The following is a 23885-nucleotide window of genomic DNA, read 5'->3' on the forward strand; positions in this document are numbered from 1 at the left end:
TTCGCTCCCTTATTTGGCAATACGATGAGCATCTTTAGCCGCTTAATAATCATCCTGCAGTAAAAAATCGTCCATGCATTCCACCAGATAAATCCAGTCATCTTCCAGTACCGGCGTCACCGGGTCTTCGTCACCCTCGCCATATTCTTGCCAATAAAAAGCACGCAGCGCCAGCGGAAAGTCGCCATAGTCTTCGGCCAAGGCAGACAAAGAGCCAAACCACAGAATGCGGGTTAAGCCAGCAGTGAGATCATTGAGGTATTCCGTTAATACCTCAGGATCGGGATATTGCTCAATCAATAAGGTGAAGCGCTCTCTGGCAACCTCGATTTGCTCGGGCTCAAGCTCACCCAATTCGGCCACATAATTGAGGTACTCACCCAGCAAGTGCTCAAAAGCCTGACCTTCATCTTCGAGCCACTGACAACGGGTTTCTTTGCGACTGATCACCGACAAGGCAACCCCTTCATCGAGAAAACACAGTGCCCACGCCTGATTATCCATGTATTACTCCGCCTAACTTGGCCATAAAGATGAGTGTCCAGTTTAGCGCAATGGCAAGATGAGAGGAAACCTAGCCAGAGCTTCTGGATGACTGATAATAAAAAACGGCCACTGGGGCCGTTAGATTACTTGTTTAGCAGGCGCCTAACTGGGCGTAACAACTTATCCCGTCGCCACCACAATAGACTCAAGCTGAGCAACAGATAAATCAGCGGCTGTATCCAACCCGACTTAACCGCCCACCAATAATGAATGGGAATTAAAATGGCGACCAAATAAACCCAATTATGCAAGCGTTGCCAAGAGCGGCCTAAGCGACGTTGAATTTTTTGCAGCGATGTCAAACTCAGCAACAAGAGTATTAACCAAGACAACATGCCCAACGTAATAAAACCGCGCTTAATAATTTCACTGCCAATCAGGCTCCAGCCCCATTGCAAGTCCAACCATAACCAGATCAGTAGATGCAAGCAGGCATAAGTAAAGCTCCACAGGCCGATAAGACGGCGCACCTTGATCAAAGGCGCACTTTTAAGTGCCTTAGCCAGCGGCGACACGCATAAGCTCAGCAATAAAATGCGCAGCGCCCAATCACCTGTGTACTGAATTAACTCAGGGATAGGATCGGCACTAAAGCGCCCAACCGAGAAGGCCCAAGGCAGCCACAACAGTGGCAACATGGCAGCCAGTTGCAATAGTACTTTAAGGCCAGTTATTTGTTTCGGGCTTAATTTTATACGCAGCGCTTTCACCTAGTAGAACTTCCGCAGATCCATGCCTTGATAGAGGCTGGCCACTTCGTCTTCATAGCCGTTAAACATCAAGGTGGGCTGGCGTTCACTGCCAAATAAGCCGCCCTCGGCGATCACTCGCTCGGTCGCTTGGCTCCACCGCGGATGATCCACCTTAGGATTAACGTTGGCATAAAAACCGTATTCTTGAGCCGCTAACTTATTCCAAGTAGTGGGGGGTTGTTTATCGGTCAGATGAATACGTACGATCGACTTAATACCTTTAAAGCCGTATTTCCACGGCAACACCAAGCGCACTGGCGCGCCATTTTGCGGCGGTAGCGTTTTGCCGTACATACCGACCGCAAGCAAGGCCAACGGATGCATGGCTTCGTCTAGGCGCAAGCCCTCCACGTAGGGATATTCAATGCCGCCGCCCACAAAGCGCGATGCTTGGCCGCGCATCTGTTTCGGATCATAGAGGGTTTCAAAGGCTACATACTTGGCCTTGGAGTTAGGACTGGCGGCCTTGATGATACTGGCTAACGGCACACCCAACCAAGGGATCACCATAGACCAAGCTTCCACACAGCGATGGCGATAAATACGCTCTTCTAACTGCTGTTTTTCCAGCCAAGCCCACACATCTATGGTTTGCGGTTTATCAACTTCTCCGGAAATAGTAATGGTCCACGGCTTGGTATTAAATTGTTGGGCATAGCGCACGGGATCGGATTTATCGGCACCAAACTCGTAGAAATTATTATAACTGGTGGCTACCCGTTCGGCGGTAGATGGCACCTGCAGCTGATAGGCTTTTGGCTGGCTGAAGGTCAGCGGTTCAGTGCGGGCCACGGCCTCTTTCGCACCCTGAGCTTTATTTTCAGGCTCTTTACTTCCTAATAAAGAATCCAGAAAACTGGCACTGGCCGGCCCACTTAAAGCGGCCGCCCCCAGACCTAAACCAAGCCCTTGCACTATTTGGCGGCGTTGACGATACACAGATTCAGGGGTGACCTGACTCTCGCTTAAGTGAGATTTTTTCTTAATTATGAGTCTCATATGAATTCCGTGGTGATCGTAAAAGATTAACGGCTATCTACTAAGAGCGTGCTCTCCACGAAAAAATTTCATTGCTCACGTTTTTCCTTATAGACGCTGGCCTCAATACCGTGGCGGCTGAGCAGCTTATAAAAATCCGTGCGATTGCGCCCAGCCAAGCTCGCCGCCTGACTCACGTTACCGTCTGTCATACGCAAAATTTTATGTAAATAAAGACGCTCAAACTCGGCTCGCGCCTCATTAAAGGTCGGAAAACGCTCACCGCTGTCCGCTAAAATACCTTCTAATAGCTGAGTGCCGATCACGGGCGCCGAAGCCATGGCCACAGCTTGCTCCACCACGTTGAGTAATTGGCGCACATTACCCGGCCAGTGTGCAGCAGCCAACATGGCTAAGGCCTCAGGAGAGAAGCCCGTCACCGGTGTTTGTTGGCGCGCTTTAAGTTGCTCTAGCGCCTGGCGCGCTAACAAGGGAATATCTTCTGGCCTGTGTTCGAGTGCCGGCAGTTGCAAGTTCATGACATTGAGGCGATAAAACAAGTCTTCACGAAACTGCCCCTGCTCCATGGCGGTAACTAAGTCGCGACTGGTCGATGACAAGACGCGCACATCAGTAGCCATATTCTCACTGGCCCCTAAAGCCCGCACTTGCTGCTGCGCCAAAACCTGTAGCAATTTACCTTGTAAAGCCAGGCTCAGTTCCCCCACATCTTCTAACAACACAGTACCGCCGGCGGCGGTAACAAAAATCCCTGGGTGATCTGAGATGGCGCCAGCAAAGGCCCCTTTTACGTGACCAAATAGCTCAGATTCGAGTAGTTGTTCGGTAACGGCACCGCAGTTAAGAGAGATAAAGGGATAATCTTGACGCGGGCTCGCATCATGCAGCGCCTCGGCCAACAGCGCCTTTCCTGAACCTGAAGGCCCAGTCAGTAACACGCTAATATCTAGCGGCGCTATACGCCGTGCCTGCTCCAACAAGGCAATCATGATAGGACTGCGGGTATGCAATATTTGCTGCCAATCATCGACCACGGCGGGCAAGGATACCGCCAGAGCATGATTAATGGTTTTACGTAATTCTTCTTTATCAATCGGCTTAGTTAAAAAACCAAATACGCCCGAGCGCGTGGCAGTAATGGCATCTGTGATAGAGCCATGAGCCGTCATTATCACCACCGGCAGACCCACGTGCAGACGCTGAATACGCTCAAATAGCGCCAAGCCGTCCATACCATCCATACGCAAATCACTTAATACTAGGTCAGGCCGCTCTTGCTCTAACCAAGTTAAGGCTTCGGCACCGCTGCTCGCCGTGGTCACGGCAAAGCCTTCACTCCTTAGACGTAATCCTAACAATTTCAATAAGCTGACATCATCGTCAACCAGTAATATTCTGGCTTTACGTTTCATCACAGTTACTCTTGAAATTTACGATCGTTGATCTGCTGATCGATACTGGCCAGCTCTTTCAGTTTTTGGGTCAAATTATTAATTTGCTGCTGACGATCCGCTAACTGACGCTGTTGTTGTAATATTTCTTGGTTATAGCCTTGGTAGACACTTAATAACTGCTGCTCCGCCGTTGAAACGCTGGCTAAATGTTGTTGAAACAATTGTTGAGCTTGCTGGCGTTGGCTATAACTGGCCTTAGGGTGGCTCAGCCATACTGCGCGCTTTAATTCAGCATGCGGGGCATTTTTTAACTGCGCTAGCGCCTGCTGGCGTTGGTGGTCATTGCTGTCCGACACTCTATCTGACAAGTCTAACCAAGCTTTAAGCTGAGTAGACTCATTAGGTAGGTTAAGTTCAACCTTAGGCTCTGGCTGCTGATTGAAGGGAAAAGGAAAAGGCAAGGTACAACCAGACAACATCAGCGCCAAGGCGGCGCCATACCATGCTTTATTCATGAGAGATTCCTTTGTCATTATAGTTAGGTAGGCTAAGTTCAAAACAAACCAGCGTTGTTATTTTTGTATCCAAGACTAAGCGACCGCCCATGCTTAAGGCCGCCTCACGCGCAATACTCAGTCCAATACCCGACCCTTTCAATACGCCTTTACGCACCTGATTGCCTTGCACGAAAGGCTCAAAAATACGGTCTTTATCTTGCTCAGGGATCGGCTGGCCGGTGTTAGCCACGGTTAATACATATTCAGCCGCAGGCCCATGAAGCTGAGACCTAATTTGCAACACGCCGTCGACATCTGCGTAGTTCACAGCATTAGAGATCAAATTATCCAACACCAGCTTTAAACGGTGACTATCTGCTAATGGACGTTCATCACTGAGCGCCACACTCACCTGCAAATTTTTGTTTTCAATGGTCAACCTGTGAGCCGCTAAGCTTTGCTCTAACAAGGGCCCCACCACCACCGGCTCTTCATAAACCTGCACTTGCTGAATGCGGTTGTAATCCAGTAATTGCTCAATCAACTCTTGCAGCCGAAAGCTGTTCAATACTAACAGCTCACAAATCTCTTCTTGTTCCTCGGTCAAAGGCCCAGTCACGCACTCGAGTAACAAATCAGCCCCTTCGCGCAGGCTCGCCAACGGCGTTTTTAGCTCGTGGGATAAATGGCGCAAAAACTGCAGTTTTTGCGCTTCAAGCTCACGCAAGCGCAAGTGCAGCCACTGTAACTTATCACCCAGCTCCACCAGCTCGGCAGGGCCACGGATCGGCTTAGTCTCAGGCGCATCGCCGGCGCCTAAATTTAAAATTCTTTTTTCAAGTTGCCGCACCGGGCGAATAATCAGGTAGGTAAATAGCAAGGCCAGCAACAAACTGGCGCCACCTAAGGCGGCACTCCACAGCCAGAGCTGCTGGCGGATCAGGATCACATGAGCGCGCTCTTGTTGAATGCGTTCATCGATTTGCGACCGCGTCAATTCATCCAGCGCCAGCGTGGTACTGCTAAAAGCGTTAAAAATCACCACTCGGTCACGAATTTCATCGCTGCTTGCCTGAGCCAAGTCCACCAAATACAGCAGCTGATGCTGCAAAGAAGTGCCCAACTCGCCGCCATCAATGCTCATCAACAGTTGTTCAAGCTCTAATCGATAACGTTCTAATAATCGCAGATAAGAGAGTCGTATTTCGGGGCTTTCTAGCACCGCATATCGGCGAATAGCGCGCTCCATTTCTAACGCCAAATCACTCATATCCGTAGCGCGACGGGTGTCGACTACCGCGCTTTCTATGCCCGCTTGCGCCGATAATATCACCCGCTCTAAGCTACGACCGTTCTGGATCACCAGCAAAATGAGTGGCAGTAATACCAAGGTAAAGGCGACCAATACCAATCGCAGTAAGGAGCGAGGCACAAATCCTCTAGCGGCAGGGGACATCTTAACAGGCACTCATTTATTTAATGGGTAGTCAGGATAACAAAAATGGACCTAAAGGCAGACAATAGAATATAAAACGGCTACTCCTTGAGTAGCCGTTGGCTCAGGCGCTTACTTAAATGCTTATTTAAGCATTACAACAAACTGTGCTTATCTAATAATCGGTAAAGGGTAGCGCGAGAAATATTTAGCTGCTTGGCCACTGTGCTCACCTTGCCTTGTGATTCATTCAATGCTCGAGCTAAAGCATCGCGTTCTGCTTCTTCACGAATAGCTTTCAAACATTCACCCGCCGTGGGTGGTGGCCCTGACTCTATCTCTAAGTCTATCGGTTGAATGTAGCGCCCTGTAGCCATGACGGACGCTCGTTGCACGCGGTTTAGCAACTCTCGCACATTACCCGACCAGTTATGCTGCAACATCGCCACTTCAGCTTGCTCAGAAAAACTCAAACGGTTTGGATTCTGCTGCTGCTCAAGAAAGTGACGAGCCAGCATCAAGATATCGTCTCCACGTTGTCGCAACGGCGGGATTTTCAAGCGGATCACATTCAGACGAAAGTACAAGTCTTCACGAAATCGCCCCTCTTTTACGGCCGCTTCCAGATCGACGTGGGTAGCGGCAATAATACGGACATTAAGATGAATTGATTGATGGGAGCCCACCCGCTCTATGGTTTTTTCTTGCAAGAAGCGCAATAAATTAACCTGTTCCTCTAAAGGCAAATCGCCAATTTCATCGAGAAACAAAGAGCCCTGATGCGCCGCTTCAAACTTACCAATCTTGCGTTGTGTAGCGCCGGTAAAAGCACCTTTTTCATGGCCAAATAACTCTGACTGCACTAATTGTGCGGGCAAAGCACCACAGTTGACCGCAATAAAGGGGCCGTGCGCGCACTCAGACGCCGCGTGTAGCTGTTGTGCGACCAGCTCTTTACCTGTGCCACTTTCCCCTGTGATCAACACCGGTAGCTGGCAAGTCGCGACCTTATGCAGCTGTTGCTTCAAATGAAACATGCTTTGGCTTTGTCCTAATATGGACTCATTCGCTGCAGTTTCATTGGTGGCCAGTCGCTCAGTGGCACACAGCTCAGCCATGCCGAGCGCGTGTCCCAGCACATATTTCAGGCGCGTAAAATCAGGCGGGTTACTGTGAAAGTCGTAAAAATAATTCTTCAGTAAGTAACGCACCTCCGCATTATCTAACTTTTCCTTATTCACCATAGCGACCCAAAAAACCGCCGCATTGGCTCGGATAAAACTCTCGATAAAGTCGAGGTTGGTATGAGTACTGATTTCAATAACACCTACCTGCACGTCTTCCATTATAGACGGAGGTGGCGAGCTAGTTAGATGGCGGAACTGTCTAACATCCCAAGTCATCCTTTTGATTTCATTAACAATGTCGTCATCGCTGTGACAGACAAATAATGTGGGTCCCTGCTGTTGCCGGTAATTCATTCGCTATTCCCTGCTTGATGATGATGCCGGAGTGTTCTTAAGGCTAGTCGATAATGGTGTTAAGCAGCGATGAGTTAGGTATTTAGCTATAAAAAATTATTAATATAAAAAATAAAGAATAAGGTCTCACTTATGATACTCGAGGTTGCGATTGAGATTTAACGCAAGCAATTGATTATAAACAGCTAATTCACAAAACCTAACAAATCCACTCTCTTTTTTGAGACTAAAAAATACCCACCAATAAAAAGTCATTAATAATCAAATACTTAAAAGTTGGCCTCCTTGTTGCAACGTAATAACTACGACCACAGGATAATTAGCGTTTAAGCCAAGCAGTGTAGAGAGCTAACTACCTCAACTCACATAAAGTAGGAGCAAGACATGCATCACAACAATGCCAGATTAGTAGCCAATCTAAGCGTGAGCTACACTACCGCAGCCTTGTTATTCGTGTCTCTCAATACTGCGGCTCTTGAGCCTCACCAAGACATTAACCTTATTGCACCTAATAGTCTAAACAACATCAGTGGCATTATAGGTGTTAATACCGCGGCGGGTGATAATAATATTCAAGCTAATAATAAAAGTATTGCCATAGGGCAAAATGCTCAAGCGTCGAGTAAGTCACAGCTTTCTACTCAAACCTTAAATAACAACGGCATAGCAAGCGTACGCATCGAAGCCAACACACTGCAAAATGCTCATGGCTTAATTGCTATTAATCAAGTAGCTGGCTCAAGCAACCTGCAATTAAATGACTTAACAATTGCGCTTGGTGAAAACACACAAATAATTTCTGATGTTTCACTGAGCGTTCGCCCAGCAACCGAAGATAGTTCAATAGATGGCGAGAGCAAAAACAATAAAAGCTTTTATTTAGATAAAAATTCATTGAGTGGTGCAACTGGCACCATTCAAATAAACCAAATTGCTGGAAATGGCAATATAGCAGTAAACCGGGTATCTATGCCCATTCAGTAAGCGACTGTATTCACGGTGCTAATAATGCCGTGCATCTATCGCAACTTAGTTGAAGTAAATAAAATCGAAATTGCTTTCAAGGAGAGAGACAATGAAAAAATTTATTATAGCTCCAGTTGCAGCCGTAGTTATGCTTGGTTTAAGTGGTGCAGCCTTCGCTGGATATAATGATGGAACAGGTGTAGATATTGACAAAGAAGTCGATGTGGCTCTTGACATGGACTACGATGGATATGCTCATATTGGTGGCCGTATTGGTGTCAGCCAGTTAGGCATGGCGGTTATTAAAAACCTACAAGGCACCTCGGACAACACTGTAGTAAACTTTCGTAACTCTAACGATGCTAATATTTCTGGCGGCTCTGCAAACGGCCTAGCTGGCAATAGCGGTGTGAACGTAGCAGCAGGCGACAATAACGTTCAAGCAAACAGCACTGCGCTTACCGTGTTAGGTGTCAACGACTCCCCCTCCGCTCCAGGAGAGGGTGGTGGTGAAGGCGGTGAAGCAAGAAAAGGCGGCAACTATCACCACCCCGTTATTTGGGCTAAAGGCGCCTCCGTTGATGCTGAGATTGGCAGTTCACAAATCTCAACAGAAAATATGGTAACAAATAATGGCAACCATAATAACGCCAACGTTTCTGGCGGCTCACTCAACGGTGCCGCAGGTAACTTAGGGGCGAACGTAGCCGCAGGTAACGGTAACGTACAAGCGAACAACTTCGCCGTTTCTTATGGTGAGAAAGCCAACTTGGCCGTATCAACCGTTAATAATAACCAAATGACCTCAAATAACACTACCTACAACAATAGCTTGCTGGATAAGCACGAAGTCATCACTACGGACGTGTCGCTATCAGGCTCTGCTAACGGCACCTACAATGGTACCAGCAGCCAAAGCAATAACGTTTACCCACAAATTTGGCTTGGTGGTACTGAGAATGGTGGCCACAGTGGTGGCGGTAATAAAACATACGGCGGTCATATCGACTTTGATAACAACGGTAGAGAGCCAGGCAAATTTGAGTTTGCTGACAATGGCACTATCGATTTAGGCACCATTTCTCTGGCCGGTACTGTAGACACGATTAATTACACAGTAGGTCGCACTAACGTAAACAATGCGAACATCAGCGGCGGCTCTTTAAATTACGCTTCTGGTAACCTGGGTGTTAACGTAGCAGCAGGTACTAATAACCTGCAAAGCAACAGCTTGGCACTGAGTGTTGGTAACTTCTAGTACCCATCTAGACTCCGGAGCAATCCGGAGTCTTTTTATTTTTGCTGAGGGAACAGCAATGAGGATATTGTTAATTAGTGCTTTACTCTGTTTTTCATCTTCCACTATGGCTGCCAGTATTAATATGACAGGCGTAGTTTCAGGCGTAGGTGGAGCCAGCAAAAAAGTCACCAGTCTAGCAGAGCGCCGTTTTATTGGCGTAGAGCAGCAGCAAACAGACTTTAGTTGTGGCGCCGCTTCTGTTGCTACTATATTAAAATATTCTTACAACATACCAACTAAAGAAAAATGGGTAATGGATGGTATGCTGGCCATGTCAGACCCAGAATTGGTCGCTAAATACGGTTTTTCTATGCTGGATATGAAGAATTACGTAGAAATGCTCGGTATGGAGGCTAAAGGCTTTAAAGTTAATGCCGAAGATATAAACCAACTCACCATCCCTTCAATTGTGCTGCTTAATATTAGAGGCTTTCATCACTTTGTCGTGTTAAAAAAAATTGACAGTGAAAACCGCGTTTATTTAGCAGACCCAGCATTGGGTAATAAAATCATAGAAATGGATGAGTTTTTATCTGGTTGGAACAATATTATTTTGGCTATTGTTGGTAAGGGTTACGATAAGCACTCTATTCTTGCAAACCCAGCACCGCCACTAACGGCGCGAGGCAGAGACGGACGTTTTGTTCCCGTATCTGATGCAGCATTAATGGAATTTGGCTTCAACTATAAGGATTTATTGTGAGGCGTTCATGAAAAAATCAATAGTGTTATTAACATTGGCATCTAGTATAGGTCTAGTAGAAGCAGCTGACATATCCGCTCCTTTTAATAGTGACATTGGCATGCTTGTTAGTGATGAAGTGTTAGGTGCACAGCGCGGTAAATTTGTGGCCGGCCCTAAAAATCATTACTTTGGCATTGAATTTATTACTTCTATTGCCGGTCCCAATGGCACTATTATGACCAGCGGCATGCAGCTAAATGTTAATTTCAATCATAATCAGCCTACTGTGAGTGTTAACCATTACGGAGATGAAGGATCTTTATCGACAGGCAGCGCTCAAAATAGTATTAATAATGCACCTAATGGCAGTGGTGTGGTGCAGATAGCACAAATTGCCGGTAATGGTAACGCAGGACTTAACGACCTTAGTTTTATGTCCGGCCAAATGCAGGTAAAAGGCTCATCACTCACGCAAGGTCAATATCAGCTAAGCTTACCCGATGGCTTAGTGCGTTATGATTTTAACAACAGCGGTCTAGCCATGTCGTACGCTTCTAACGACGGCAATCTTACGACGACACAAATGCTGCGTGACAGCAATGGTAGCAAAGGCTTTGTGCAACAATTTAGTATTGCTGACAATAGTAAACTACTTTCTAATCAGGCTAAATTTTATATGGGCGATCAACTTAATGCCTACACTGATTTGGCAGAAACCCTAAGGCAGCAATTACCTACGGGGATCAGGTAACTACCACGATTTAACACGCAAGGAATGCGCATGAACAAAACAACAATAGCCTTAGCAATATTAGGCTGTTCTGCTACGCTGGTGACAGCACAAGAAGCCTCCTCGGGACCCGACGAGGCTTTATTGCAACAGCAGCTCGATAATTTACGCCAACAACTCATTCAGCAGAATCAGCAGCTGCACCAACTACAAAACAGCCTCAGCACCAGCCAACAACAGTCGGTCGCACAAGATTCGGCCGGTCGTATAAGCAGCGAACAACGCGAGCCAGGAAAGAGCGCTTCGACAGAAGGGCTGTTGATAGAACAACACAACGTGTTTGATCGAAAATTTAGCCTCGACTTTGGTTTAAGCTATGCCTATTACGATCGCAAACAGCTGCTATTGCGGGGGCTCAGCGTATTCGATGCTATTTTCCTTGGCAAAATCGATACCGACCGTATTCGCTCTCATCAATGGACTGCCGACGTAACTGGCCGCTATACCTTTAACGACCGTTGGCAAGGTGAATTAAAAATTCCTTATGTCTACCGTTACATGGACTACACTGCTAGCCCAGATAACAATACAAAAGTCTTTGATAGCCTAAGCGATAGCAACATTGGTGATATTAGTGCCGCTGTTTATTATCGACTGCTAACTGAAACTAATAGTCGTCCTGATTTAGTCTGGAATTTTAGAGCCACTGCCCCTACCGGCCGCGACCCTTTTGGTATTCCAAACACCCCTAATCAGAATACCAATCTAAATGTACCGACAAAGCTAGCTACTGGTACTGGTTTGTGGGGGCTATCGACGGGCTTTTCGGCCGTAAAAACTGTAGATCCGGCTATTTTGTTTGCGAGTGTTGATTACACGCATTATTTAAAAGGCAGTTTCGATGATATTTCTGCCGGTCAAGGCCTACCCGGAGAGGTACAACTAGGCGACTCTTTTGGTTATGGCTTAGGCATGGCCTTTGCACTCAGTGAACGTTTAAGCCTATCGCTTAACTTTAACCAAAGCTTTAATCGTGAAGCAAAACAGGCATTCGAAGGGGAAAGTCTAAGTAAAGTTGAAAGCTCCAATGGTAACTCTGCCACTATGGGCATGGGCGTCACTTGGGCAATAGATGATAACTTATCTGTGGTTGTTAACTGGGCAGCAGGCCTCACCCCAGATGCCCCAGATTATGTGGTGGGAGTGCGTCTTCCTTATCGCTTTTAATTAATTCAAGACTGAGCGCACCGAGTACATGGCTCTCTTCTGGTAATAAATTTAGCCTAATCAAACTCGCTATTAGCGCTACACTAATAACGAGCAGACAGAGTAGCTTGTGACAGTATGTAAGTACGCTAAATTGGCATAGCGAGCTGAGTAATGGCACACTCGGCTTACACCAATAGTAAGGAGAATCTCCATGGGAATGGCAACGGTAAGCGAAATTATGCGGCGTAGTATACCCCTGCTAACGGCGGACATGACGATCACACAAGCGCTGGATAAATTATTATCGTCGGATTTAAGTGGTTTGCCCGTGGTGGATAGTCAGCGCAAAATCATTGGCTTTCTTTCGGAGCAGGATTGTATACCTAAACTTATTAATGCCAGCTATCACTGCGATAGCCGAGTAACGGTAAATGATTTGATGTTCAAAGAGCCATTAACCGTCACCCCCAACAGTGATGTATTTGAGCTTGCACGTTTAATGGATGGCGCCAAGCCAAAGATTTACCCTGTGATAGAAGACAACAAAGTGATTGGCATAGTGACTCGCCGTCAAGTGATGCAATTTTTAAACGCTCAGTTACAGAACTGCTCCATCAACATTTAACTTGTCTTGCTACAAATAAAAACGGGAACCCTAGGGTTCCCGTCTTTTTGACTAATTTTTTTAATTAACCTTTTTTGACCAACTTAAGTGCTAATCAACCGCTAACTCGGCTTAAAGTATGCCGTCAATCGAGTCATGTAGCTCGGCAGGCCAAACACCACACTGCACCTGACCAATATGTGATAACTGCAGCAACAACATGGCCAAACGCGACTGACCAATACCGCCGCCCACCGTTTGAGGCAACTCACCGGCTAACAGCGCTTGGTGCCATTCCTGCTCTGCTCTGTCTTCTTGGCCAGTTAACGCCAGCTGATAACGTAGCGCTTCTTTATCAACGCGTATCCCCATAGAAGAGAGCTCGAATGCATTTTCTAAGATAGGGTTCCAGACTAAGATATCGCCATTTAAGCCACACAAGCCATCTTCACCTAGGCTCGACCAATCATCGTAATCCGGTGCCCGCACATCATGGCGGTCACCATGGCTTAACTGACAACCTATGCCAATTAAGAATACCGCACCAAACTCTTTGGCAATGGCGCGTTCACGGCCTTTGGCATCTAAATCAGGGTAACGCGTTAATAATTCTTCGGCGTGCAAGACATGAATTTGCTCGGGCAAGAAAGGCGTTAAGCCGTATCGCTCAGCCGCCGCCATTTCCGTTTGTTTGATAGCATCGTAAATCTTATTGACCACAGTCACCAAGAAATTGACGTTGCGGTCTCGTTCCAACATAACTAGCTCCCAGTCCCACTGATCCACATACACGGAGTGGATGGGGCTTAAGCTGTCTTCGTCTGGGCGCAGCGCCTTCATGTTGGTGTAAATGCCCTCTCCTGCTTCAAACTCAAAACGAGCCAAGGTATGGCGCTTCCACTTAGCCAAGGAGTGCACTACTTCAAACGTGGATTGTGGAATGGCTTTCACTTTAACCTGCACCGCTTTTTCTGAGCCAGACAGGTTGTCTTGCATGCCATCGCCTAGACGACTGAGAATGGGGGCTTGCACTTCCAGTAGGTTGAGCTGCTGCGCCAATTGATCGGAGAAAGATTCTTTTACAAAACGGATCTGGCGTTGGCGTTCAATATAGGACTGCTTCATCTCATGCACCTAGGTTGCTAATTGGTTTTGTTGAATTCTCAGACAAAATGCATTTTATTTCAACATTACATAGTAAAAATGCCACCACTAATCTAGATTAAATAATTAAATGGCTTATTTTTGCGGAATACACAAAATATGATGATAAAAGGCGACCCACATTATCAAATCGATAATTTAGATAAATCGATTCTCATGGCGTTAATGGACAATGCTCGCGCCCCTTACGCCGAATTGGCCAAGCGCTTTGCAGTCAGCCCCGGCACCATACATGTGCGGGTGGAAAAGATGAAACAAGCGGGCATTATCCAAGGCACTCGAGTGCAGGTGAGCTCAAAAAAACTCGGTTACGATGTGTGCTGCTTTATCGGCATTATCTTAAAGAGCGCCCGAGATTATCCGGCGGCTTTAGCCAAGCTAGAGCAGCTTGAAGAGGTGGTGGAGGCTTACTACACCACGGGCCAATACAATATTTTTATTAAGGTGATGACCCATTCCATAGATGAATTGCAGCAGGTGTTAGTGCACCGACTGCAAACCATAGATGAAATTCAATCTACCGAAACACTCATTTCACTGCAGCAACCAATTGACCGAGACGTAGCCCCTTAAGACCAGCGCCCGGCACCGAGCACCAAGCGCCCAGCAAAAAAAGCACCGAAGCCATCAGCGTCGGTGCTTCACGTTCTCTATTTAGCTAGGCGCCGGGCGCTTTACACTTACTTCTTCGCTTTAGTCAGCAAGTCTTGCAACTGCTTGATACGCAATTGCTTGAGCTTATGGTCGGCGGCGATTTTTTCTAAGGTTGCGTCTTTAAGTGCCTTATCGGTTATCTTTTGGGCTTTATGCTCTGCCATTAACGTACGCAGTTGGCCTTGCTCGATTTTCGCGTTTAACCGCGCTTGGCTGGCCTTAATAAACTGGGCTTTTAGCTCAGGGGTTTCCAGCTTCTCTAGATGCTTATTCAAATACGTTTCAAAATGCTCTGGGCTCATCTGCTGCTTATGGCCGCGCTGATAGCTATTGCCATGGCCCTTATGGCCATCATAGCTGCCGTGTTGCATCTTATGCTGATGACTAGCTTGAGCTGCTGCAACTGGCGGCTCACTGGCTGTTTGTTCGGCCATGACCCAAGCCGGAGCGGTTAATAAGCTGGTGGCGAGTATCAGGGCGCTATATTTCATGTTCATCATAATGACCTCAATTAGGGGTGGACTCGGTAGCCATTAAAACAGCCAACTGTCAGTAAAATGTGTCAGAACTCGGCTTTATTGTCACAAAGTGTGCCGTCACTTATACCCTCACTTATGTGCCATAACCTATGGCAAAAACGGGGCTTGCCATACTTTGACATTCTTTCTGCCTACTGGCCGCTTATACTGGCGCCGTTGTTATAAGTAGCGGTCATAAGTGGCGGCGACAAGAGGAGCAGGCATGGATCAGACTAAACAATTATTGGTGGTGGATGACCACGGTGAGATCCGTGATTTACTAAAGCGCTTCTTAGAACAGCACGGCTATCGCGTGCAAGGCGTGGCGGACGGCAATGCCATGCGCCAGCATTTAACCCATCATGCCCCAGACTTAATTATTCTCGATCTTATGCTGCCCGGCGACGATGGCTTAACCTTGTGCCGAGAGCTGCGCGGTCAAGGTAATCAGGTGCCCATTATTATGCTCACCGCCGTCGGCGAAGAAACAGACCGCATCGTGGGCTTAGAGATGGGTGCCGATGACTATTTACCTAAGCCGTTTAATCCTCGGGAATTACTCGCACGCATTAAAGCCGTACTTAGGCGTCAATCCATAGCTGAGAGCCCAGCCAACGCCGTGCAAGAAGCGGCGCACTTGCACTTTGATCGCTGGTGCTTAGACCTCAGTCGGCGCGAGCTGCGCGACGAGCAAGGTATCACCGTCAGCTTAAGCACAGCCGAGTTTGATTTATTACGGGTGTTTACGCAGCATCCGCATCATGTGCTTAGCCGAGATCAGCTGTTAGATTTGGCCCGTGGTCGCGAAGCTCAAGCCTTCGATCGCGCCATAGATACACTGGTCAGTCGGCTGCGCCGCAAGTTGGAGCTGGACTCCAAGCAACCACGCTTAATCAAAACCATTTGGGGCGGCGGCTATATGTTAGTAGCGGATGTGCGCCATGGGGATTAAGCGCCTACGTTTTTGGCTGAGCAGCCTAAGTGGCCAAATCGTCATGGTGGCACTGCTGTTTTTAGTCGTCATACAGCTGGTAGGCATACAGATTTATCGCATGGAGCGAGAAGAAACGCTTGGCTTAGTCGACAGTCGCTTTGCCCTGCAACGGGTTGTGTCAGCCATTCGCTTACTCAATCAATCCCCCGAGAACTTACATGATGAGATATTGCGCGCCAGCCGCAGCGAAACGCTACGTTTGCGCATCAGGGATCAAGGCACCACGCCTGCGGAGCGCAATCCAAAGTTTGAGCGCATAGTGCGCAGCAAGCTGGAATACCCCAAACAGCTTGCCATTCAGATCAGCGCCGAGCGCAACCCGGTTGCTGGCCACTCGTTACCTCATAATCACCCCCGTGGCCAAGCACAGCCAACACGCCGAGCTCAAGGCATGCGCACCGATGTGCGTTTACAGGGCAGCATTGAGCTGGAAGATGGCCGCTGGCTGGATTTTATCTCATTACGTGATAACGAAATTCCCAACTGGTCGATTAAAGCCGTGTTGTCTTTTGTACTATTAGCTGGGCTGTTAGCGGGCTTGATGATCTGGCTCTTGCAGCGCACCACTCGCCCCTTAAAACAGTTGGCCCAGCAGGCAGAGCGGCTCGGTCGCGGTGATAAGCCTGAGCCTATTAGCGAAAGCGGCCCGCGAGAAATTCGCCACACCCTCACCGCCTTTAACCGCATGCAAGACCGGCTGGATCGCTTTGTCTCGGATCGCACCCGCATGCTAGCCGCCATTTCTCACGACTTACGTACGCCGCTGACCACCGTAAAGTTGCGCTGTGAGTTTTTGTCCGACGGTGAAGACAAGCAAAAAATACAACAAAGCTTGAGTATCATGGAGCAGATGCTGAGCGCTACTTTGCAATTTGCTCGGGAAGACGGCTTAGCCGAGCCGATCCGTAATTTGGACTTACCCAGCTTGCTACAAAGCCTGTGTGATGACTTACAAGATAATGGCTTTGATGTCAGCTTAGTGGCGCAAAGCGCCGTTATTTATCGCGGTCGCCCCAGTGCCTTGCGCCGTGCCTTACAAAACCTGCTCGACAATGGCGTAAAATATGGCGGCAAAGTGGAAGCCGAACTCGAGGTCACGCCTACCCAAGTACAAATACGTATTCGCGACTTTGGCCCCGGCATACCCGCAGAGCAATTAGAGGAAGTGTTTAAACCCTTTACTCGGCTGGATACGGCGCGAAATATGGAAGATGGCAGCATTGGCTTGGGGTTGGCCATAGCGCGCACCTTAGTCCACCAACATGGTGGCCAGTTATTACTGAGCAATCATCCGCGAGGTGGCTTACTGGCACAGGTTTTTTTACCACGCTAGCGCGCTTTACACAGCGAATGAAAGTTCCTACATTGGCTCATCTCACTCATACAAGGACAAGATGTCATGAAAGACGAAACGCTGGTGGTTCATTACGGTTACACCACAGATCCCACCACCAAATCCGTGGCCGTGCCCATCTACCAAACCGTGGCTTACGAGTTTGACAGCGCCCAGCATGGCGCCGATTTGTTTAACCTGGAAGTGCCGGGCAATATCTATACCCGCATCATGAACCCCACCAACGATGTGATCGAGCAGCGGGTAGCCGCACTGGAAGGCGGCATCGCTGGCCTGGCAGTATCGGCAGGCAGCGCCGCCATTCATTATACTTTAATCAACTTGGCGCAAAACGGCGATAACATAGTCACCACGCCTCAGCTCTATGGCGGCACCTATACCTTATTCGCACATATGTTGCCGAGCATGGGCATAGAAGTGCGTTTTGCCGAAGATGCTAGCCCAGAGGCGATAACCAAACTGATCGATGACAGAACCAAGGCGGTATTTTGCGAAAGTATTGGTAACCCAGCCGGCAACGTCACCGACTTGCAAGGCTTGGCCGATGCCGCCCATGCCCAAGGCGTGCCTTTAGTGGTGGATAACACGGTCGCCAGCCCAATTTTGTGTAAGCCCATCGAATTTGGTGCCGATATTGTGCTGCATTCGCTGACCAAATACATAGGCGGCCACGGTAACTCGCTGGGGGGCATGATTGTCGACAGCGGCAAGTTTGATTGGTCTCAGCATAAAACCCGCTTCCCACAGTTTAATAATCCTGAGCCTGCTTATCATGGCGTTGTGTATACCGAATCCTTTGGCCCTGCGGCCTTTATTGCCCGCGCCCGCACAGTGCCACTGCGCAATACCGGCAGCACCTTGTCGCCGATGAATACCTTCTTGTTGCTGCAAGGGCTAGAAACCTTGCCACTGCGCATGGAACGTCATGTAGAAAATACCTTTAAAGTGGCAGAGTATTTACAGAATCATGCCGCCGTTGACTGGGTAAATTATGCGGGCTTAAAAGACCATCCAGATTACGAACGTGCCCAGCGCTACATGAAGGGCAAGCCGTCGGCCATTTTATCCTTTGGTCTGAAAGGCGGTTATGAAGCCGGTGTGCGTTTCTACGATGCCCTCGCGCTTATCAAGCGCTTGGTGAATATTGGTGATACGCGATCTCTCGCCTGCCACCCCGCTTCCACCACTCATCGTCAAATGAGTGAAGTCGAACAGGCACAAGCCGGCGTTAAGCCGGAGATGATCCGTCTATCCATCGGCATCGAGCATATCGACGATATTATTGCGGATATAGCGCAAGCGTTAAAAGCCTAAATAATCCTGAGAGGTGAGGCGAAAAAAGGCTTCGCTCTTTCAGCCATAAGCTATAAGTCAAACTCAGCGTCGCCTTAAATAAAAAGCCCCGTAACCTAAGTTACGGGGCTTTTACTTGCTCATGCTACGCAAAGTCGCCTATCGAATGATTGCCGACTTAAGCTGGCACTGTTATTTGCGGACGCACGCCTAAGCTGTGACAAATCGCATAAGTCAGATCCGAGCGGTTGAGGGTATAGAAGTGGAAATCTTTCACTCCTTCTTGGCTCAATACGCGTACCTGATCCATGGCAATACTGGCGCCCACTAAGTTTCGAGTATTCTGATCGTTTTCCAAGCCTTGGAAGCGCTGATGCATCCAGTTTGGAATACGTACGTTAGAAAACCCCGCAAACTTAATTAAGGTCTGATAGTTAGACACCGGCAATATACCCGGCACTATTTCAGTGTCGATGCCGATAGTCACGCAACGATCTCTAAAACGCAGGTAAGACTCCACATCGAAGAAGAACTGCGTAATCGCACGATTAGCACCCGCATCTATCTTACGCTTCAAGCTCAGTAAATCCGCCTGCGCGCTCTTTGCTTCTGGGTGTACCTCAGGATAGGCCGCCACCGAGATATCAAAGTCGGCTTCTTCTTTGAGCAGTCGCACTAAGTCTTCGGCATACATGTCGGGCTTTGCCAAGCCCTCAGGTAAATCACCGCGCAATGCCACAATAGAGCGAATACCGCTGTTCCAGTAATCTTTAGCAATCTCACGTAATTCGGTACGGCTGGCATCGATACAAGTCAGGTGTGGTACGGCAATCAGGCCCGTTTTCTCCTGAATGTCTTTGATCACCTTATGGGTTCTATCTCGAGTACCAGAGTTAGCACCGTAAGTAACGGAGACAAACTTGGGTGCCAAAGTACTGAGTCGGTCGATAGAGTCCCATAAGGTTTTCTCCATCTGCTCACTGTTTGGCGGAAAAAACTCAAATGAGACATTAATATCGCCATTTAGCTCAGCCATTGTCTGATTCAGCGCTTCTACATGACGCGCGCTATAAAAACCCATGTTTATCTCCTGACAACTTAAATTAAAACGATTCCTTTATGCCTCGGCTGGCATAGGTCTTACGCAGTTCGGTGGTCGCTGTCACCATGTTGGCCAAGGCAATACGAGTCTCTTCCCAGTTACGCGTCTTCAAACCACAGTCTGGATTCACCCAGATGCGCTCTTTTGGCAGACGTGCAACGGCTTTTTCGATCAACTTAACCATTTCTGCCACAGTCGGCGTACGCGGTGAGTGGATGTCGTACACGCCAGATCCAATCTCATTGGGGTAGGCGAAGTCACGGAATACGTCCAGCAGTTGCATGTTAGAACGTGATGTTTCGATAGTGATCACGTCCGCATCCAAACGAGCAATTGATTCGATAATTTCGTTGAACTCAGAATAACACATGTGTGTGTGGATCTGAGTACTGTCCGCGACCACAACAGCACTTAAACGAAAGGCTGTTTCGGCCAGTTAGCTCAGGAGTTCACAAAAAAGGGCACAAAAAAGGGCAGATCCTGAGACCCACCCTAATCGCTCCGAGACCTAGCGCCTCGTAAATAACTAATTTATTAGAAGCGGTAGCCTAAACCCACCATAACGCCTACAGGGTCTATGCTGGTTTTAGTCGCTGAGCCGCCATTAATCGTCACCTCAGTATCAATGTCCATATACCAAAGAGAACTGTTCACGAACCAATTCTCATTAACGGCCATATCAATACCCGCCTGCGCGGCCCAGCCCCAAGAGCTGCTAGCATTAATTTTAGCTCCATCTAAAGCATTAACGCCTTTTTCATCAAAGAAAAAAGTGTAGTTAATACCAGCACCTACGTAAGGACGTACCTTGCTCTGTGAATTACCAAAGTAATACTGTGCCATCAGACTAGGCGGTAGATGTTTAACTTTCGCAACTTCGCCTGCACCTTCTAAGTCCACGCCATGAGAGAAAGGCGTAGCACCCAATAGTTCAACACCCCAGTTGTCGGTCAAAAGGTAGGAAACAGTAAAACCAAACTGGGTGTCATTTTTTACATCTATTGGGCCTGCACCTGGTACTTCACCACCGCTGCCATTAGGGCTCACCATAATAGCACCGCCACGAACTAAGACATCGCCAGCTTGGTGAGCAAAAGCAGAAGGAGCCAATAAGGCAGCGGCAACCAATAGGGAAACTTTTTTCATGCTTTATCCTTAATTTATTATGGTGTTGTCTAACTAATTGGCGTCAGTTTGCCTCAGCTGTTACGGACTGGTTTTGATTTAACGCAAACTTGGTGTCGAAAACTTGATTATCTTTGAACTTTTGCTATCAATAAAAAATAGCTAGGTTGACGACTAGCTATAATAAGCGTCTTAGGGTATATCTTAGGTATCGAGATCAGGCAGCGCTTTTAGCGTTGCCTGCTTTTTTATGGAGGTTTATATGGCTCAGTTGCCACCTATTACTATATCTACCCTAGATCTAGTACGGCTAGAAGCCTTGCTAGAGAAACAGCCCGAGTCCGACGCGGTCGTACGGCTAGAAAATGAGCTTGATCGCGCTACAGTGGTTCCTCCTACCGAGGTACCAGATAATATAGTGACCATGAACTCCACTATCACCTTTGCCATGGCGACCGGTAAAGAAACCTTTACCAAAACGCTGTGTTATCCAAAAGATATGGACAACGGTAACAACAAAATATCGGTACTGGCTCCCATAGGCGCGGCGATTCTTGGGTTAAGCGTTGGTCAAAGCATCGAATGGCCAGCTCCCAATGGTAAAACGATGCAAGTTAGCATTACTGCCGTCGACTACCAGCCTGAGCGTGCTGGCGATTATCAAGCATAAATAGAAAAAGGCGCATATTTGCGCCTTTTTCTATTTAGGTTTCCTAAAGAATATGTTCTCACCACTAGCCCGCACTTATTAGTATCACGGAACCAACTTGAGTTTATTAATCAGCAGCGTGTTATTTGCGTTATCGATCACAGGCCCCATCTGCCTACTGCTAGTATTAGGCTTTGCCTTGCGGCGCAACCAGATGATGAACGAAGGCTTTATTGATGGCGCTAGCCGCTTAGTTTTTAACATTGCCCTACCCATGCTGCTATTTACCAGCATAGCGCAAACTAATTTCAGTCAAATAATCAGCTTCAAGCTTATTGGCTATGGTATTAGCGCCACGCTTATCGCGTTCGTATTACTGGAGTGCTGGGCCAGTCGCGCTATCGATAACAAGCGCTTACGCGGCGTAGTGGTACAAGGCGCGTTTCGCGCTAACATGGCCATTATCGGCCTAGCCTATGTCAACAACGCCTATGGCGTCCAAGGCGTGGCAGCTGCCGCCATGTATGTAGCCTGCCTGACTATTCTATTTAACGTGCTGGCAGTTATCACCCTTAGCCGCAGCCTTAATCAAGATGAAGCGCCACGCTTGAGCCAAGTAGCGAAAAGCATAGCTAAAAATCCACTAATTATCGGTATAGTTGCCGCACTACCCTTTGCCGCCACTGACTGGTCAGTACCAGAGATGATGATGCAAACCGGTCAGTATCTTGCCCAAATGACACTACCATTGGCGTTGTTATGTACCGGAGCTAGCCTTAGCCTCAGAGGCCATCAAGAAGAAACCGCCCTGCTACCTACAGTGACCCTCTTACGGTTATTAATAATTCCTACCTTTATGACACTGGGCGGTTACCTCATTGGCTTTAGGGAGATGGAGCTAACAATTCTCTTTCTCATCAACGCCGCTCCTACTGCTGCAGCCAGTTATGTCATGGTACGCGCCATGGGCGGCAATGCCGTGCTCGCAGCAAATATCATCGCCATCACTACCCTAGGCTCCTTGCTAAGCACCAGCTTAGGGGCTGCGTTGTTCAAAGGACTAGGTTGGTTGTAACGGGTACAAAAAAACGGTTAACGAGATGAGCTTCCAAAGCACGGTAAACGGCGATCCATCCACACTAATAGGGCATCATAGATACCGGTGTGCATTAACCAAGCCATGCCAAAGCTTGTAACCGCTAAGCCACCGACATAAATATCCGTCCACCAATGAGCTCCGGCTATAAATCTAGGAGCCGAGAAAATCACCACGAATAAGCAGCCCCAAAGACCGGCTTTCCATGATAAAAAATGCCAAGCAAAAGCCGTGAAAATCATCAACATCAAACCATGGTCGCCAGGAAAGCTATCACCCGAAGAGTCTTTAGTTTTAAAGCTCGCCAGTTCAGTAAGACGATAAATATTTTCAAAGGTCAGCGTTGGGCTTGGCCTTTCTACAGGGATCATTCGTCCTAACTGATTCAAGCCAACGGCAGTAAGTAGCATCATAAAGCCAATAAGCAATAATTGACGTTTGCGCTCCACGGTCGCGCCACGATAATAGCTGTAATAGACAGCACCCATCGCTAGCAGGGCAATGCCATCGAAGGCTCGATTGTTAGCAACTGCAATCGCATTTACCCATGTTTGGCTGCTACCAATCTTATTATTAAAATAATAAAAAACCGCCTTGTCGATATCCAACCAAAAGCCATGATTAGGTAGCAGATACCAACTCGCAAACACTGAGACTGCCACTAAGTTCCAAAATAGCCATTTATTAAATTGTAGAAACACGACGTCCTCTTTATTTTAAGTATAGTTTTGAGGCCAGCATTGTACGGATTTTTATGCGACCCGCCCAGCGTAACTCGCCGATCCACGGAATAGCACTCGATCTACTTATATTCGTATGCAGCTTCAGCAAGCTAATAAAATCAGTGAGCCGAGCCACCAAACTAGCCACGATTAACCTCTCCGCCTGCTTGTGTTAAAATAATTTTATTATTTTCATTCCTAATACTTTAGGACACTCACTCCTATGAATTTTAAAGAATTTCATGCTTCACTGAAGCAACCAAATCCACCAGCCGAATTATCTGACGCGCTCAAAGCTTTATGGCTGGACGCTAATCAGCAATGGGAAGAGGCTCACGAAGTCATCCGTGACAATACCGACCAACCCTCAGCCTGGGTTCATGCCTATTTGCATCATGTAGAAGGCGTACTGTGGAACGCCGATTACTGGTATGGCCGAGCGAAAAAGACACGCCCTAACTGCAGCACCCAAGACGAATGGCAGAAAATCGTTCAAGCATTAACTGCGTAAAAAGCGAAGAGGAAGATTGTTCGCAATAATACCAATCGGATTAAACATTAGATCAGTTTTGTCCAGCTTCGATTACATAGTGATTTCACTCGATCCACGTCGGCA

Annotated in this window: 25 protein-coding genes and 1 pseudogene; 13 read left to right on the forward strand and 13 right to left on the reverse strand. The window is 47.7% G+C overall.

All coding sequences use genetic code 11. The features are described from left to right. Positions 1-42: 42 nt before the first annotated feature. The 7 genes from ACEN2G_RS07075 to ACEN2G_RS07105 all read right to left on the reverse strand — a co-directional run bounded on the left by ACEN2G_RS07075 (position 43) and on the right by ACEN2G_RS07105 (position 7104). Entirely contained in the window at positions 43-504 is a 462-nt protein-coding gene (locus ACEN2G_RS07075) for a hypothetical protein (protein WP_442020776.1), read from the reverse strand. Between the two features lie 125 nt (positions 505-629). Next, positions 630-1247 carry a sulfite oxidase heme-binding subunit YedZ gene (locus ACEN2G_RS07080; protein WP_442020799.1) on the reverse strand — a complete coding sequence of 206 codons (618 nt, stop codon included), beginning with the start codon at positions 1245-1247 and terminating at the stop codon, positions 630-632. A 9-nt stretch (positions 1248-1256) separates the two neighbouring features. Further along, entirely contained in the window at positions 1257-2297 is a 1041-nt protein-coding gene (gene msrP / locus ACEN2G_RS07085) for a protein-methionine-sulfoxide reductase catalytic subunit MsrP (protein ID WP_442020777.1), read from the reverse strand. A 68-nt stretch (positions 2298-2365) separates the two neighbouring features. Beyond that, positions 2366-3709: a sigma 54-interacting transcriptional regulator gene (locus ACEN2G_RS07090; protein WP_442020800.1), complete on the reverse strand. Its 1344-nt coding sequence runs from the start codon at positions 3707-3709 to the stop codon at positions 2366-2368. 5 nt (positions 3710-3714) lie between these two features. Then, complete coding sequence (locus tag ACEN2G_RS07095; RefSeq protein ID WP_442020778.1) at positions 3715-4206, reverse strand: hypothetical protein; 492 nt, start codon at positions 4204-4206, stop codon at positions 3715-3717. Beyond that, positions 4199-5644 (reverse strand): sensor histidine kinase, encoded by a 1446-nt coding sequence (locus ACEN2G_RS07100; RefSeq protein ID WP_442020779.1) that lies wholly within the window; start codon positions 5642-5644, stop codon positions 4199-4201. Before ACEN2G_RS07100 ends, ACEN2G_RS07095 begins: the two co-directional genes overlap by 8 nt. Before the next feature lie 134 nt (positions 5645-5778). Beyond that, on the reverse strand, positions 5779-7104 hold the full coding sequence (locus ACEN2G_RS07105; RefSeq protein WP_442020780.1) for a sigma 54-interacting transcriptional regulator: 1326 nt from the start codon (positions 7102-7104) through the stop codon (positions 5779-5781). Positions 7105-7488: 384 nt separating this feature from the next. Here ACEN2G_RS07105 and ACEN2G_RS07110 point away from each other — a divergent pair, with 384 nt between their 5' ends. The 6 genes from ACEN2G_RS07110 to ACEN2G_RS07135 all read left to right on the forward strand — a co-directional run bounded on the left by ACEN2G_RS07110 (position 7489) and on the right by ACEN2G_RS07135 (position 12619). Beyond that, positions 7489-8088 carry a hypothetical protein gene (locus ACEN2G_RS07110; protein WP_442020781.1) on the forward strand — a complete coding sequence of 200 codons (600 nt, stop codon included), beginning with the start codon at positions 7489-7491 and terminating at the stop codon, positions 8086-8088. A 91-nt stretch (positions 8089-8179) separates the two neighbouring features. After that, positions 8180-9328: a hypothetical protein gene (locus tag ACEN2G_RS07115; RefSeq protein WP_442020782.1), complete on the forward strand. Its 1149-nt coding sequence runs from the start codon at positions 8180-8182 to the stop codon at positions 9326-9328. A 58-nt stretch (positions 9329-9386) separates the two neighbouring features. Further along, positions 9387-10073 carry a C39 family peptidase gene (locus tag ACEN2G_RS07120; RefSeq protein WP_442020783.1) on the forward strand — a complete coding sequence of 229 codons (687 nt, stop codon included), beginning with the start codon at positions 9387-9389 and terminating at the stop codon, positions 10071-10073. A gap of 7 nt (positions 10074-10080) precedes the next feature. Further along, the gene (locus tag ACEN2G_RS07125) at positions 10081-10806 is read left to right on the forward strand and encodes a hypothetical protein (RefSeq protein ID WP_442020784.1); all 726 of its coding nucleotides are present in this window, start codon (positions 10081-10083) and stop codon (positions 10804-10806) included. A 30-nt stretch (positions 10807-10836) separates the two neighbouring features. Next, positions 10837-12012, forward strand: a complete 1176-nt coding sequence (locus ACEN2G_RS07130) for a transporter (RefSeq protein ID WP_442020785.1) — start codon at positions 10837-10839, stop codon at positions 12010-12012. Positions 12013-12211: 199 nt separating this feature from the next. Then, positions 12212-12619, forward strand: a complete 408-nt coding sequence (locus tag ACEN2G_RS07135) for a CBS domain-containing protein (protein ID WP_442020801.1) — start codon at positions 12212-12214, stop codon at positions 12617-12619. Between the two features lie 111 nt (positions 12620-12730). Here the strand turns inward: ACEN2G_RS07135 and asnA are convergent, their stop codons facing one another. Beyond that, positions 12731-13723, reverse strand: coding sequence for an aspartate--ammonia ligase (asnA, locus tag ACEN2G_RS07140; protein ID WP_442020786.1), 993 nt, complete (start codon positions 13721-13723; stop codon positions 12731-12733). A 138-nt stretch (positions 13724-13861) separates the two neighbouring features. Here asnA and asnC point away from each other — a divergent pair, with 138 nt between their 5' ends. Continuing rightward, on the forward strand, positions 13862-14335 hold the full coding sequence (gene asnC / locus ACEN2G_RS07145; protein ID WP_442020787.1) for a transcriptional regulator AsnC: 474 nt from the start codon (positions 13862-13864) through the stop codon (positions 14333-14335). A 107-nt stretch (positions 14336-14442) separates the two neighbouring features. On the opposite strand, the gene ACEN2G_RS07150 is transcribed toward asnC, so the two are convergent. After that, positions 14443-14916 (reverse strand): hypothetical protein, encoded by a 474-nt coding sequence (locus ACEN2G_RS07150; RefSeq protein ID WP_442020788.1) that lies wholly within the window; start codon positions 14914-14916, stop codon positions 14443-14445. A 241-nt stretch (positions 14917-15157) separates the two neighbouring features. On the opposite strand from ACEN2G_RS07150, the gene ACEN2G_RS07155 reads away from it, so the two are divergent. The 3 genes from ACEN2G_RS07155 to ACEN2G_RS07165 all read left to right on the forward strand — a co-directional run bounded on the left by ACEN2G_RS07155 (position 15158) and on the right by ACEN2G_RS07165 (position 18596). Continuing rightward, the gene (locus tag ACEN2G_RS07155) at positions 15158-15886 is read left to right on the forward strand and encodes a response regulator (RefSeq protein WP_442020789.1); all 729 of its coding nucleotides are present in this window, start codon (positions 15158-15160) and stop codon (positions 15884-15886) included. Next, positions 15876-17261 carry an ATP-binding protein gene (locus ACEN2G_RS07160; RefSeq protein ID WP_442020790.1) on the forward strand — a complete coding sequence of 462 codons (1386 nt, stop codon included), beginning with the start codon at positions 15876-15878 and terminating at the stop codon, positions 17259-17261. The genes ACEN2G_RS07155 and ACEN2G_RS07160 overlap by 11 nt, the downstream gene beginning before the upstream one ends. Positions 17262-17327: 66 nt before the next feature. Beyond that, positions 17328-18596, forward strand: a complete 1269-nt coding sequence (locus ACEN2G_RS07165; RefSeq protein ID WP_442020791.1) for an O-acetylhomoserine aminocarboxypropyltransferase/cysteine synthase family protein — start codon at positions 17328-17330, stop codon at positions 18594-18596. 157 nt (positions 18597-18753) lie between these two features. Here ACEN2G_RS07165 and metF read toward each other — a convergent pair whose 3' ends face one another. From metF to ACEN2G_RS07180, 3 genes and pseudogenes are all read right to left on the reverse strand, one after another. Continuing rightward, positions 18754-19656 (reverse strand): methylenetetrahydrofolate reductase, encoded by a 903-nt coding sequence (gene metF / locus ACEN2G_RS07170; RefSeq protein ID WP_442020792.1) that lies wholly within the window; start codon positions 19654-19656, stop codon positions 18754-18756. Positions 19657-19678: 22 nt separating this feature from the next. After that, a pseudogene (locus ACEN2G_RS07175) lies at positions 19679-20110 on the reverse strand (5-methyltetrahydropteroyltriglutamate--homocysteine S-methyltransferase); the annotation flags it as partial. 101 nt (positions 20111-20211) lie between these two features. Continuing rightward, positions 20212-20823: an OmpW family outer membrane protein gene (locus ACEN2G_RS07180; RefSeq protein ID WP_442020793.1), complete on the reverse strand. Its 612-nt coding sequence runs from the start codon at positions 20821-20823 to the stop codon at positions 20212-20214. Between the two features lie 241 nt (positions 20824-21064). Here ACEN2G_RS07180 and rnk point away from each other — a divergent pair, with 241 nt between their 5' ends. Continuing rightward, entirely contained in the window at positions 21065-21472 is a 408-nt protein-coding gene (gene rnk, locus ACEN2G_RS07185) for a nucleoside diphosphate kinase regulator (protein WP_442020794.1), read from the forward strand. Between the two features lie 97 nt (positions 21473-21569). Then, positions 21570-22526, forward strand: a complete 957-nt coding sequence (locus tag ACEN2G_RS07190; protein WP_442020795.1) for an AEC family transporter — start codon at positions 21570-21572, stop codon at positions 22524-22526. 17 nt (positions 22527-22543) lie between these two features. On the opposite strand, the gene ACEN2G_RS07195 is transcribed toward ACEN2G_RS07190, so the two are convergent. After that, complete coding sequence (locus ACEN2G_RS07195; protein ID WP_442020796.1) at positions 22544-23155, reverse strand: phosphatase PAP2 family protein; 612 nt, start codon at positions 23153-23155, stop codon at positions 22544-22546. Between the two features lie 337 nt (positions 23156-23492). Here ACEN2G_RS07195 and ACEN2G_RS07200 point away from each other — a divergent pair, with 337 nt between their 5' ends. Next, the gene (locus ACEN2G_RS07200) at positions 23493-23780 is read left to right on the forward strand and encodes a hypothetical protein (protein WP_442020797.1); all 288 of its coding nucleotides are present in this window, start codon (positions 23493-23495) and stop codon (positions 23778-23780) included. Positions 23781-23885 lie beyond the last annotated feature (105 nt).

This window comes from Oceanisphaera sp. W20_SRM_FM3, assembly GCF_052119705.1.
Classification (GTDB): Bacteria; Pseudomonadota; Gammaproteobacteria; order Enterobacterales; family Aeromonadaceae; genus Oceanimonas.

Coding starts and splice junctions, on each gene's coding strand:
- ACEN2G_RS07075 (WP_442020776.1), bottom strand. CDS start 504: ATGGATAATCAGGCGTGGGCACTGTGTTTTCTCGATGAAGGGGTTGCC.
- msrP (WP_442020777.1), bottom strand. CDS start 2,297: ATGAGACTCATAATTAAGAAAAAATCTCACTTAAGCGAGAGTCAGGTC.
- ACEN2G_RS07090 (WP_442020800.1), bottom strand. CDS start 3,709: ATGAAACGTAAAGCCAGAATATTACTGGTTGACGATGATGTCAGCTTA.
- ACEN2G_RS07095 (WP_442020778.1), bottom strand. CDS start 4,206: ATGAATAAAGCATGGTATGGCGCCGCCTTGGCGCTGATGTTGTCTGGT.
- ACEN2G_RS07100 (WP_442020779.1), bottom strand. CDS start 5,644: ATGTCCCCTGCCGCTAGAGGATTTGTGCCTCGCTCCTTACTGCGATTG.
- ACEN2G_RS07105 (WP_442020780.1), bottom strand. CDS start 7,104: ATGAATTACCGGCAACAGCAGGGACCCACATTATTTGTCTGTCACAGC.
- ACEN2G_RS07110 (WP_442020781.1), top strand. CDS start 7,489: ATGCATCACAACAATGCCAGATTAGTAGCCAATCTAAGCGTGAGCTAC.
- ACEN2G_RS07115 (WP_442020782.1), top strand. CDS start 8,180: ATGAAAAAATTTATTATAGCTCCAGTTGCAGCCGTAGTTATGCTTGGT.
- ACEN2G_RS07120 (WP_442020783.1), top strand. CDS start 9,387: ATGAGGATATTGTTAATTAGTGCTTTACTCTGTTTTTCATCTTCCACT.
- ACEN2G_RS07125 (WP_442020784.1), top strand. CDS start 10,081: ATGAAAAAATCAATAGTGTTATTAACATTGGCATCTAGTATAGGTCTA.
- ACEN2G_RS07130 (WP_442020785.1), top strand. CDS start 10,837: ATGAACAAAACAACAATAGCCTTAGCAATATTAGGCTGTTCTGCTACG.
- ACEN2G_RS07135 (WP_442020801.1), top strand. CDS start 12,212: ATGGCAACGGTAAGCGAAATTATGCGGCGTAGTATACCCCTGCTAACG.
- asnA (WP_442020786.1), bottom strand. CDS start 13,723: ATGAAGCAGTCCTATATTGAACGCCAACGCCAGATCCGTTTTGTAAAA.
- asnC (WP_442020787.1), top strand. CDS start 13,862: ATGATGATAAAAGGCGACCCACATTATCAAATCGATAATTTAGATAAA.
- ACEN2G_RS07150 (WP_442020788.1), bottom strand. CDS start 14,916: ATGATGAACATGAAATATAGCGCCCTGATACTCGCCACCAGCTTATTA.
- ACEN2G_RS07155 (WP_442020789.1), top strand. CDS start 15,158: ATGGATCAGACTAAACAATTATTGGTGGTGGATGACCACGGTGAGATC.
- ACEN2G_RS07160 (WP_442020790.1), top strand. CDS start 15,876: ATGGGGATTAAGCGCCTACGTTTTTGGCTGAGCAGCCTAAGTGGCCAA.
- ACEN2G_RS07165 (WP_442020791.1), top strand. CDS start 17,328: ATGAAAGACGAAACGCTGGTGGTTCATTACGGTTACACCACAGATCCC.
- metF (WP_442020792.1), bottom strand. CDS start 19,656: ATGGGTTTTTATAGCGCGCGTCATGTAGAAGCGCTGAATCAGACAATG.
- ACEN2G_RS07180 (WP_442020793.1), bottom strand. CDS start 20,823: ATGAAAAAAGTTTCCCTATTGGTTGCCGCTGCCTTATTGGCTCCTTCT.
- rnk (WP_442020794.1), top strand. CDS start 21,065: ATGGCTCAGTTGCCACCTATTACTATATCTACCCTAGATCTAGTACGG.
- ACEN2G_RS07200 (WP_442020797.1), top strand. CDS start 23,493: ATGAATTTTAAAGAATTTCATGCTTCACTGAAGCAACCAAATCCACCA.